This is a genomic window from Acidobacteriota bacterium (genome assembly GCA_012729555.1).
GTDB lineage: Bacteria > Acidobacteriota > UBA6911 > UBA6911 > UBA6911 > UBA6911.
This window is the reverse complement of record JAAYCX010000043.1, coordinates 1-10,877: the sequence shown is the minus strand read 5'-3', so window position 1 is coordinate 10,877 and position 10,877 is coordinate 1. Positions and strand designations below refer to the sequence as shown.

Sequence of the window (10,877 nt, the reverse complement as noted above, 5' to 3'; positions counted from 1 at the left end):
TTCATGAGGGTACGTCGCGAGGCGGCGCAGGTGGGCGTGGATACAAGGCGCGAGCCGGGAGGATTCCGCAGGCGTACTGGACGGTACGTCGAGGAATCCGACCAAGCGTAACGCAGTAGACATGCCCAATTGCACCGACGCAGCAGGAGCTTCATGAATAATGCGGGTTAAGGGCTAGTAGACCGGGACGCAGAGCTCGCGGTACTTCGGGTTTTTGCCCCGCACCACGTCGAAGTAGACGCGGCGCAGCTCCCGGGTGATGGGGCCGAGCTCCCCGGTGCCGACCGGGCGGTGGTCCACCGCCGTGATGGCGGCCACCTGCACCCCGGTGCCGCAGAAGAAGGCCTCTTCGGCCAGGTAGACCTCGGTCCGGTCGATCGGGCGCTCCACCACCTCGATCCCCATCTCCTCACGCATCAGCATGAAGATGGTGCGCCGCGTGATTCCCTCCAGGATGTTCTCGGTCACGGGGGGGGTGCAGACGACGCCCTTGCGGACGAGGAAGAAGTTTTCGGCCGACCCCTCCGCGATGTGCCCGTCGTTGTTCAGCACCAGCGCCTCGTCGAACCCGGAGCGCTGCGCGTCGGTCTTGACGAAGGCGGAATTCACGTAGGTGCCGGCGATCTTGCCGCGCGCCGGGATCATGTTGTCGTCGATCCGCTTCCAGGAGGAGACCGTGACGTGGATCCCCTCCTCGTTCTGCACGTAGGAGCCGAAGGGCATGGCCATGATCGTCAGTTCCGGGTGCAGGTCGTGCAGGCGCACGCCGATGATCTCGTCGCCGTAGTAGCAGAGCGGGCGGATGTAGCAGTCGGTGCGGTGCCCCTCCGCCCGGAGCAGTTCGACGGTGAAGCGCGCGATCTCCTCCTTGCCGTAGGGAAGCTCCATCAGCAGGAGCCGGCCCGATTCCAGGAAGCGCTGGTAGTGGTCCTCGGGCCGGAAGAGGAACAGCTGCCTTTCCTCCTCGTTCCAGTAGGCCCGCAGCCCTCCGAACACGGCGGTGCCGTAATTAAGCGCGTGGGTGAGCATTCCGACTCTGGCGTCGCCGTAGGGGACGATGCGGTCTTTGAAAAAGGCGAACTTGGGCAGGGCCACGATACCAACCTCCTTGACGCCGCCAACCGCTATCGGCTGCGGCGCTGGGCATATCATATACCCCCCCGGGCGCCCGTTTCCACAGCCGCGCGCCCGATTTTCCGCAATTTTTCGGGAATTTTGGGGGAAACGACCGCTTCGGGGTCACCAGGGGCCGGGGGGCGCGGCGTCCGCCGCCGATTGGTTATCTCGAGGCGACGAGGCCGGTCACGTCGGGGGTGACCCAGCCCTCGGGGGGCACGAGGTCGTGGCACTGGCTGCACATCAGCACCGACTTGCCGTGCATGGTGTGGCAGCGGCTGCACTCCTGCCTGCCGTGGCGCGGGTCGTGCGGGTTGTAGTCGGCCGTCCCGTCGGCCAGCCTGGCGCTCTCGAGCGATTCGGTCGCCTCGAGGATCTCCCGTTCGTCGTGGCACCCCGACTCGAGGCAGAAGGCGCGCGTCCCCATCGGCGCCTTCGGGAGCGGGAACTCGTAATCGCCCGTCACCCAGCGGACGCCCCGGACGGTGTCCCCCCGGAGCTCCGACTCGTGGCAGTCGAGGCAGACCAGGGCGTCTTCGGCCCGGGCGTGCCCGGTGATCATGAGCGAGGCGTCCCCCCCGTGGTAGCCCTCGACGTACTCCGCCATCGGCGTGTGGCACACGCCGCAGGCCGACGGCATGCGGTATACCGTCGCCCCCCCCGCGGCCACCGCGATCAGCACGATCAGCACGACCCCCGCCCGGGCCAGTTTCGGCCCCTTCCCGCGGGCCGGTCGGTTCCCCTTCTGCATGTCCAGTTCTCCCATGTGTGTGTCTCCGCCCTACAGCCGCGCGACGTGGCGCCCGGTGAGGTAGCCGAAGGTGTAGCAGCGCCCCAGCGAAAGCCCGAAGATCGTGAGCGGGTAATCGACGCCGCCGTAGAATCCCCCCCCGAGGTTGCCGATCGCGTAAAGCCCCGGGATGGGGCTCCCCTCGGCGTCGAGGCAGCGGTGGTGCTCGTCGACCAGGAGGCCGGAGCAGAGGGTCGATACCCGCAGCGTGCGGCGGATGCCGTAGAAGGGGGGGGTGTCGACCGGGCGGAGCATGTGGGCCGGCTTACCGAAATCGGTGTCGCGGCCCGAGGCGGCCAGCTTGTTGTAGCGGCGGACGGTCGCGACGAAGGTTTCGGGGTCGACCCCGATCCTGCGCGCCAGTTCCTCCAGGGTGTCGGCCCGGTGCGTGTTGATGAAGGCCTCGAACACCCCCTCGTGCGGCCCCGGCTCCCCGGGCATGTAGTGCCGGAGCCCCTCGGGCGGGACCAGCCTCCCCGGCCAGCCGGCCGCCTGCTTCATGTAGTTCGAGTCGAAGACCTGGGAATACTCCCCCGTCCGCTCCGCCTGGCGCAGGTAGTTGTTGAGCACCGACATCTCGACCGACTCGTTCACGAAGCGTCGGCCGTGCCGGTCGACCGCCAGAAACGGCATGTCGCACATGGTGGCCGGCCCGGCGTCGAAGTCGTGGATCATCTTGGTGTGGCCGATCGGCTCGATCACCCCGCCCGCCCAGTACCCCAGGATGTGGCCGTCCCCGGTCCGGTTCAGCTGCTTGCGGCCGTAGTGCCGGAGGTCGGGGATGAAGTAATCGCACATCGCCTTGTTGTTCTGGTAGTCGCCGGTGGCCAGGATCACCCCCTTCCGCGCGAGGAACTTCGTGCACCTCCCCCCCTCGCCCCGGCCGATGACGCCCGTGACCCGCCCGGAGGGTTCCTGGACCAGTTCGACGGCGGGGGTACCGAAGAAGAACTCCACCCCCCGCCGGGCCGCCAGCGCGCCCAGGGCCCGCATGCCGTCCCCGTTGGTGTAGGGCTTGGGCCCGAAATAGGCGGTGTGGTAGTTCATCCGGTAGCCGTTGACGTCGAGGATGGCCGACTGCTGGAGGTTCCCCTGGTCGATGACCTGCGCCCCGGCCTTCCCGGCCCGGTCGATGACCCAGCGCACCGCCTCCCCGGAGTGGTGGGCCCACTGCCGGACGAGCCGGGGGTCGCAGCGGTGGGCGTTGTCCTTCATGAGCCGCGCCACCAGCGCCTCGACCCCCGCCGGGTCGCTGTTGTCCAGGTCGATCCCGGCGCCGGAGTTTCCCTGGGAGACGACGATGCTCTCCTTCTGCAGCACGGCTACCTTCGCCCCGTTTTCCGCGGCGGAGAGGGCGGCCGGGACCCCCGACGCCCCCGCGCCGACCACCACCACGTCGAACGTCCTGGTGGCCTCGATGTCGGCCTCCGCGACCGGCTCCGGCTTGCGGAGAAAGGAGAGGACGGCGCCCCCGTCCGAACTTTTTCCGAAGCCCTCCGCCTCGATCCCGCTCTTTTCTCCCGGGGCGTGCGGGGAACAGCCGGCGGCGCCCAGCACGCCGGCCCCGGCCGCGGAGACCGCGGCGGATTTCAGGAATTTCCGGCGCGAGAGGCCGTGCTCGATGATGCCTTCGGTGTATCGGTCCATGGCTCTGCTTCCCTCAACGGCCGGGGGACGGTCCTCCGCGGCCGCGGTCGTTGACAAAAACGTCCGTTTGCACCTGTTCAAGATATAGATGGCGGCGGGGTTGTCAAGGGGGAGCGCCCCCGGGGACCGCGCCGGAGCGGGCTAGTAGATCTCGAAGGCGTCGAGGATCAGGTTGGTGGCGCGGTTCAGAAGAACAGCCTTGGAGCCGATGACGCCGCGCGCGATTCCCTCCCCGAGGCGCGGGAGCCGCCGCTCCAGGTCGTTGGGGAAGGGGTGCAGCCGCTTCTCGAGCCCCGGCGGGAGGTGGCCCTTGCGCCGCAGCTGGCGCTCCAGCCCGGGGGGAAGATCGCCCCCCCGCTTGGCCAGCCCCGGCGGCAGGTTCGAGCGGTTGTCGGCGAAGTAGCGCCGGATCAGGGCCCGGTCCCCCTCCCCGAAGATCTCTTCCACCGCCCTGGCGGTCGCTTCGGGTGCCTTCGCCGACGCCGCGGGCGGACGCTCCGGCGCCCGGGTGTTTTTGGGTTTGTCGAACTGCCCCCCGGCGGCGAGGGAGGCGCAGAGGCACAGGGATGAAGCCGCCAGCGGGATTCCGGTTTTCATGTTCCTCCTTATCGGTCTCGTTGGATCCATTATAGAGGCTTCGGGCCGGAATCGGCAGGCGAAAGCGCCTTGTCCCCGCCGCAGGGCGGGCGGTACAATGCTGTTTCACATCTAGGACCCGAATTCGATCGTGGAGCCGCAGTTGGCCGAGACCGGCGGTTATGATTCCGAGCCCCCATCCCCCCATGCCCCCGTTTCCGGCGGTCCGCGCGCGGCCGCGCACCTGCTCCTGCCGGCCGTCCTGATCGTTCTGTTTCTCCTGCCGCTGTTCGGGGCCCCCTTCGAGCGGGACCAGGGCGCCTACGCCACCATCGCCCGCGGCTGGATGGAGGGGGCGCTCCCCTACCGCGACCTGTGGGACAACAAGGGCCCCCTCCTCTTCCTCTGGTACGCGGCTTCCTTTTCCCTTTTCGGCGAAACGGTCGCGGCCCCCCGGATCGCCGCCGCCCTGGCCGCGGCCCTCTCCCTCTTCTTCGTGCGGGGCGCCGCCCGGCGCCTCTACGGGGCGCGCGTGGCCCGGGCGGCCGGATGGCTCTACGCCCTCGCTTTCGCCAACGTCTACCTGCAGGTGACGGCCAACGCGGAGGTGTTCATGCTCCTGCCGCTGGCCGCGGGGTTCTGGGCCTTCGCCGCCGGGGTCCGGAAGGGGGGCGGGGGCTGGTTTCTGCTGGCCGGTCTGTCGACCGCCCTGGCCGTGTTCACCCGGCAGTCGGCCGTCCTCGCCTTCGGCGCCTGGTTCGCCTGGCTCGCCGTCCTCTTCTTCCGTCATCCGGAGGAGCGCCGGCGGCAGGCGGCGGCCGCGGCGTGGCTCGCCGCGGGATCGGCGCTGGGCGCGCTCCCCTTCATCCTCTATTTCGGGATGCGCGGGGGGCTGGGGGACCTCTGGTTCGCGATGTTCGGCTTCAACGTGGCCTGGGTGGCGGAGCAGTCGTTCTGGCTGAAATTCGTCCCCCCCCTCTTCATCGAGCCGGGCCCCCTCGTCGGCGGCCTCCTCTTCTGGGTCCTCTCTGCGGCGGGGGTCTGGCGTCTCGTGCGGCAAAAGAACCGGGAGGGGTGGCTGCTCCTGGCCTTCCTGGCCGCGGCCGAGGCCGCGGCCCAGGCGATGGGGAAGGGATCGGCCCACTACTCGGTCCAGCTGCTCCCGGGCGCCGCGATCGCCGGCGCCTTCGGAATTCCGGTCGTGCGCGGGTGGTGGGCGTCGGGCCGGCGCCTGCTCCGGGCCGCGCTCGCCGCGGCCGCGCTCGTGACGACCTCGGCCGTGCTTTTTGCCTACCTGCAGCCCACGGCCGAGGAGCGCTTCCGCGTCCAGTACACCTGGCGCGACTACGCCGACGACGCGCTGGCCGCCCCCGCCATCGCCCGGGAGGTGGCCCGGCTGAGCGCCCCCGGGGATCCTGTCTACGAGTGGGGGCGGTCGAGCCAGATCTATTTCCTGGCCGACCGGCGCCCCTCGAGCCGCTGGCTTTACAACCGGGCCTACGAGGTGGACGCTTCCATGCTCGACGAGGTGATGGCCGATCTCGCCGCGCGCCCGCCGGCGGTGGTGCTCGTGACGGACGAAATCCCCCCGCCCCCGCCCCTGGCCGCCTTCATCGCCTCCGGCTACCGCCCGGCCGGCCGGGTGGAGTACGCGACCCTGTACCGGAGCCGATCAGCGGAATAGCTGCGGCGCGAACTCGCCGAGGTACTCGCGCCAGTTTTCCCAGGTGTGCCCGCCCCCCGTCTCCTTGAAGACCGGGGTGAAACCGTGCTTCTGGAGCATCGCCACGGTGCTCTTCGTCGTCTCGATCAGAAAATCGTCCGAGCCGGTGGCGAACCAGAGGAGGCGCAGATCCTTCCTGAGCGCGGCGTCGCTGAGCGCGGCCTTGTGCTGCTCCTCCCAGTCCGGGGCCGGGGCCGCGGCGGGCGCGCCCGCTTTCGGCTTGGCCCCCATGCTGAAGACGCCCGAGCTGAACACCCCGATGTAGGCGTAGCGGGAGAGGTCGCCGATCGCGATCTCGAGCGTCTGCAGCCCGCCCATCGAAAGCCCCGCGATCGCCCGGTTCCGCCTTCCCGGTGCCACCCGGTACCGGCTTTCCACCAATGGGACGATGTCCTTCACGAAATCGGCGGCGAAGGCGTCGACCATGTCGCCCGGCGCCCCCATGCGGAAGTCGGACGAGGTATGCCCGGCGGGCATGACGACGATCATCGGCAGGGCCTTTTTCGCCGCGATCAGGTTGTCGAGGATGAAGCCGGCGCGGCCGACCGAGGACCAGGAGTGGTCGCAGTCCATCGCCCCGTGCAGCAGGTAGAAGACGGGGAACTTCCCCTTCCCCGCTTCGTAGCCCGGCGGGGTGTAGACGTGCATCCGCCGGTGGCGGCCCAGGGCGGTCGAGTAGTAGTGGACGGCCGCGACCGCCCCGTGGGGGACCTGCGCCGCGTCCATGAAGGCGGCCCCCGGGACGTAGGCGAGGCTCCAGGCGTTCGCGTTCGATTCGCTCACGGCGGGGTTGCGGGGGTCGACCACCGCGACGCCGTCCACCGTGAAGGTATAGCGGAAAGATCCCGGCTCGAGGGGCCCGATGGTGGCCTCCCAGACGCCGTCCTCCTTTTTGGCGAAGGCGGGGGCGCTCCCCCCCATGCCGAGAACGTCGCTGGCCGAAAGGCCGATGGTTTTGGCCTCGGGGGCGTGGATCCGCAGCGTCACCCTCCCGTCGGGGTGCACCTCGGGGGACTTCACCGCCGGCGCCATCTTGGGCGGCGCCTGGGCGAACAGTCCGGACTGCCCGAGCGCGGACAGGACCAGCAAAGCGGAAAACATCAGGGGGAGAAATCTGTGTCGGGTCATGGCCTCTCCTTTATGGATTGAGAACGAGCCCATTATATATTCAGGACGTCCCACACGTTTCCTGATTATTTTTCCGCGGCGGCGAGTGTCGACGCCAAGTACGCAAGGGCGGTCCGCTACCATCTGCATGGCTTGTATTATTCCCGGCGACGCATTCTTGGGTTTAGGGATGGGAGCACCGGGTGAAGGAATTAGGAAACATCCTCCGGAGTATACGGTGAGAACGCCTGTCTTGTTGGGATCCATTGTTGCGCGAAGGAGGTGGCGAATGCTCATGTTAGCGGCAATACGAATCATCGGTCTCGGGATATGGGTTGCGATTCCCAGCCTGGCAATCTCGGCATTATTCTACCGACATGGTACGGAGGAGATGCCACGCTTGTCTTTGTGGCAATTATGGACTTCATCGTGATTGCAGTCATTGGCAGAGCCATCCTGAGAATATGCCGTAATCGGTGAAGGGGCAAAAGGTTGCATTATATGTCAGTTCTGACATATAATGCAGCTGTCATGGCTACGAACGACAAGCCTCTTGTCTGGTTGAGCTCGGCTGTAAAATCGCCTCCCTTTTCCAAGGATGCAAGGCTTGAGGCCGGGTTCCTGCTGAGGAGGCTTCAAAGAGGCCAAATGCTCGAAATGCCGCATTCACGGCCAATGTCGGTTATTGGAGAGCGTTGTCATGAGCTGAGAGTGGTCGATGTCGATAAGACCTGGCGAATTATTTATCGCGTTGATCCCGACGCCGTTGTGATTCTGGATGTCTTCAGCAAGAAGACTCGAACCACTCCACAATCGGTGATTGAGCGATCAAGAAGGAGATTGCGGGATTATGACGATGCCTGGCAATAAGAGAAAACGACTTGAAGCGAAAGGATGGAAGATTGGAGATGCCAAAGAGTTTCTTGGGCTCTCCCCGGAAGAGGAAGCCTATGTAGAAATCAAGCTCAGGCTTTCCGAGAGTTTTCGTGCTCAGCGGCTGCGCCGCAAAATGACGCAATCTGATGCTGCGAAGCTTTTAAACTCCAGCCAATCTCGGGTTGCCAAAATGGAGGCCGGCGATAGTTCTGTATCTCTGGATCTGCTTGTTCGTTCGATTCTCGCTCTTGGGGTTTCCGGCAAAGGGCTGATTCAATGTCTTGCACGGCGAAAAACATCTCATGCTGCCTGATTCTATTCGGGACGTCCCACACGTTTCCTGATTATTTCCCCGCGGCGGCGAGTGTCGACGCCAAGAACGTGAGGACCGTCCTCTACCATCCTCGTGGCTTGCATCATTCCCGGCGGGGCAATCCTGGGTTTAGGGATGGGAGCACCGGGTGGAGGAATGCTGCAACCACATCATTTATTGGTATTTCACCCTCATTTTTTCCTGCTTGCAGCCAAATTTTAAGGGCCTTTTCATTGATCTAAGCAAAGGATGCTTTGTATAGCAGAATCACCTCCCATGCTTAGCCATTTTTTTTTGTATGCAAAAAATTGATTTAAGACCATATTGTTCCTGTAAAATCCAATGTATATCCTTATAAAACAAGGATATATCGTGGTCAGTCCCCGTTCCCGTCCCCGTTCCCGCAGGAACAGGATCTTTTTATTTCTCATTGGCCAACGGGTCCAGGTTTCGGGCGATTTGTCTGACCTGTTCGTCGGAAAGCAAATTGAATTGGGGCAAGAGTGGCCGGGATGGATTCAATCCCGGGATTTTGCCCGAATTCGCGGACATCCATTGCACATATCCTTTCACAATCATTTCATCTGCCATGGCATGCGGAATTTTTGGGTCGCCGATGTAAGGGCTTAGAATTCCGGTGAATGCCAACTTCGGATCCGCCGCAAAGACGATCTGTGAAAGCTTGGCCCGCCGCTCCTGTTCCATAGCGCCCCATGAGGTGTATTTCGAGAGAAAGTATTTCTTGTCTATCAAATGGCGGCCCTCATGCGCGAATACGAGGTAAGAGTCCTGGACTCGGGAGAATTCATTGATGAACGCGATACAGAGATCCGCGCCGGCAAGGTTCCCTGCTGCAATTCGATGGTAGATCCTCATAGTGGCCGCGTGTCTCAATGAGCTATCAAGTCCGGGAAGATAGCCGTAAGGATTTTTAGCCGCAAGCGCATCGTCCTGAAATAGCAACTGTGAAATCCGCGCTTCGACTTTTGCACGATTGCCCTCATCTGCCGCGTTCCGCCATTCCTGGTACTGCTGCTCGACATAAGCCGGCCGGAACACGAATATCGTCGAGGAATCGGCTGTTCCACCCACCATCGAACTTGTGAGTGAGGACCAAAACCAAGAGGAATAACCCGCTGAAATCATCTGATCGTCGACCACGAGTCGAATGTCAGCGGAATAACCGTATTGTTCCACTTTGCGATTCTCATCCGAGATGCGATGACCTGCCAGAATGTCGGTATAGCCATTCGTTTTCCCATCTCCCCACCAGTCAAGGCCAAAGCGGCGGAGCATTTCGTCTTTGAATCGGGAAACACTGTACGCGGGCCGGCCTTCAGGGAACGAAAGTTCCTGCCACAAGCGCTGCATTTCTTCATCTTGGTCACGCCTGAAAGCTTTGTCTTTATTATTGAGAAAGGAAATGGAATCCAAAAGGCCGCTTGCCACTGCAGTGTTGCGGTAGAACTCCTCGCACAATGTACGAAGGCGCGAGATAAATCCATCATATACGACGATATCCTTTATCGTTCTCTCCTGAGCAATGTCCGGGTCTTTGCCGAATTGAGAAGAAGCCGCTATCAAACTCGCGTAATCATAGAACCGGGACTGGGCGAGCGCTTCAATGAGAGATCTGCGCTGCTCGCGGCTCAGGGGCCGCACATGTAAATGTGGAAGTATGCGTGCCAATGTGACGCTAGGCTGGGCGAGGATTCCCACTGCCGGGCGTTCTGCGGGAAGTCTGAAGAACTGCCGCCATGCGAATTGAGCGGTAGGTCCATCGCCTAAGAAAAGAGAGATTCCCAGAAGCAACTCCGCTGCTCGCGGCTGTCCGGGTTCAACAGCAAGAACTGCACAGAGCGCTTCTCGACCCTCCCGAAGCAGGGCGTCGTCCGGCGCTTCCCCCGCGCGAAACCTCCGCATAGAGTGATCATGAACGGCAAGGCCAAGAGCCAATCTCGCCGCCAGGATTTCGCTCGTGGTTTTAGCTAGGGCGAGGGCCTGTTGCGCTGCTTTTTCAGCTTCCTGATACTGTCCGAGAAGGCAATGGATGCGGCTCTGCACAGTCCAAAGGTCCGGTTGATTGCCGGAAATCGATAATGCTTTTTGGATTAAGTCGACGGCGGAATTGTTGTCCTTGTAAAAATAGGCGCGCAGCAGAGCGAGCCGGGCAAACGCCTTCTCTTTATCGTCGGCAGAAGAGCCGGCATCGACCGTTAGCCTTGTCAAAATATCGATCGTGGCGTGCAAGTCCATACGGCGGTGCGCTGCGTCGGCGAGTTCGAGAGTCGCTTTATCGGTTGATCCAAAGGAGGCTTGCTTTGTGTAACTGCATCCCATAACAATGCAGAGGGCGGCTGCGACGATGAATCCGATTATTATTCGCTCTTTCTGAAGTTGCATGGTTCCCTCGCGAAAAAGATAAAACATTTGTTTATAAAATTGCGCGTATTTATTCTTGCGTCAATGAAACGCCATTGCACAGGATTAGCATTTAAGAAAAATAGATCGATACTACTGCGGAGTTTTTTTCGTGAACTGTTTAAAAGTCCGGTTGAAATGACTCTGCAATAAATACCGGTGCGTCTGCAATATAAACGGGTGCGGCCAAAATCCATATTGATCGCCCCGATCTTGGGTAAAATGCCCCCCATAGTCAAGATGGTGCTTTCGCAGTCGACATAATGCTTATCAGAAGAGGGGAGGGGGAAGGGAATACCGGCTGGCGC

General features: G+C 62.9%; 9 protein-coding genes. 3 read left to right on the top strand and 6 right to left on the bottom strand.

The window, feature by feature from the left end:
• Nucleotides 1-174: 174 nt before the first annotated feature.
• The 4 genes from GXY47_08955 to GXY47_08940 form a co-directional block, all read right to left on the bottom strand.
• Nucleotides 175-1,089 (bottom strand): branched-chain amino acid transaminase, encoded by a 915-nt coding sequence (locus tag GXY47_08955; GenBank protein NLV31272.1) that lies wholly within the window; start codon nt 1,087-1,089, stop codon nt 175-177.
• Nucleotides 1,090-1,279: 190 nt separating this feature from the next.
• On the bottom strand, nt 1,280-1,882 hold the full coding sequence (locus tag GXY47_08950; protein ID NLV31271.1) for a hypothetical protein: 603 nt from the start codon (nt 1,880-1,882) through the stop codon (nt 1,280-1,282).
• A 15-nt stretch (nt 1,883-1,897) separates the two neighbouring features.
• Nucleotides 1,898-3,553: an FAD-dependent oxidoreductase gene (locus GXY47_08945; GenBank protein NLV31270.1), complete on the bottom strand. Its 1,656-nt coding sequence runs from the start codon at nt 3,551-3,553 to the stop codon at nt 1,898-1,900.
• Between the two features lie 141 nt (nt 3,554-3,694).
• Entirely contained in the window at nt 3,695-4,150 is a 456-nt protein-coding gene (locus GXY47_08940) for a hypothetical protein (protein ID NLV31269.1), read from the bottom strand.
• A gap of 142 nt (nt 4,151-4,292) precedes the next feature.
• On the opposite strand from GXY47_08940, the gene GXY47_08935 reads away from it, so the two are divergent.
• Complete coding sequence (locus tag GXY47_08935; protein ID NLV31268.1) at nt 4,293-5,813, top strand: hypothetical protein; 1,521 nt, start codon at nt 4,293-4,295, stop codon at nt 5,811-5,813.
• Here GXY47_08935 and GXY47_08930 read toward each other — a convergent pair.
• Nucleotides 5,802-6,980: an esterase gene (locus GXY47_08930; protein NLV31267.1), complete on the bottom strand. Its 1,179-nt coding sequence runs from the start codon at nt 6,978-6,980 to the stop codon at nt 5,802-5,804. The two genes, GXY47_08935 and GXY47_08930, sit on opposite strands and share 12 nt — an antisense overlap.
• Before the next feature lie 510 nt (nt 6,981-7,490).
• Between GXY47_08930 and GXY47_08925 the strand changes: the two genes are divergently transcribed.
• The gene (locus GXY47_08925) at nt 7,491-7,829 is read left to right on the top strand and encodes a type II toxin-antitoxin system RelE/ParE family toxin (protein NLV31266.1); all 339 of its coding nucleotides are present in this window, start codon (nt 7,491-7,493) and stop codon (nt 7,827-7,829) included.
• Nucleotides 7,816-8,148 (top strand): helix-turn-helix domain-containing protein, encoded by a 333-nt coding sequence (locus GXY47_08920; protein NLV31265.1) that lies wholly within the window; start codon nt 7,816-7,818, stop codon nt 8,146-8,148. The genes GXY47_08925 and GXY47_08920 overlap by 14 nt, the downstream gene beginning before the upstream one ends.
• A gap of 420 nt (nt 8,149-8,568) precedes the next feature.
• Here the strand turns inward: GXY47_08920 and GXY47_08915 are convergent, their stop codons facing one another.
• A complete protein-coding gene (locus GXY47_08915; GenBank protein NLV31264.1) occupies nt 8,569-10,551 on the bottom strand; it encodes a hypothetical protein in 1,983 nt (660 codons plus the stop codon).
• Nucleotides 10,552-10,877 lie beyond the last annotated feature (326 nt).

Bases quoted from the DNA above. Each gene is read 5' to 3' on its own strand.
- GXY47_08950 (NLV31271.1), bottom strand. From the start codon at position 1,882: ATGGGAGAACTGGACATGCAGAAGGGGAACCGACCGGCCCGCGGGAAG.
- GXY47_08945 (NLV31270.1), bottom strand. From the start codon at position 3,553: ATGGACCGATACACCGAAGGCATCATCGAGCACGGCCTCTCGCGCCGG.
- GXY47_08940 (NLV31269.1), bottom strand. From the start codon at position 4,150: ATGAAAACCGGAATCCCGCTGGCGGCTTCATCCCTGTGCCTCTGCGCC.
- GXY47_08930 (NLV31267.1), bottom strand. From the start codon at position 6,980: ATGACCCGACACAGATTTCTCCCCCTGATGTTTTCCGCTTTGCTGGTC.
- GXY47_08925 (NLV31266.1), top strand. From the start codon at position 7,491: ATGGCTACGAACGACAAGCCTCTTGTCTGGTTGAGCTCGGCTGTAAAA.
- GXY47_08920 (NLV31265.1), top strand. From the start codon at position 7,816: ATGCCTGGCAATAAGAGAAAACGACTTGAAGCGAAAGGATGGAAGATT.
- GXY47_08915 (NLV31264.1), bottom strand. From the start codon at position 10,551: ATGCAACTTCAGAAAGAGCGAATAATAATCGGATTCATCGTCGCAGCC.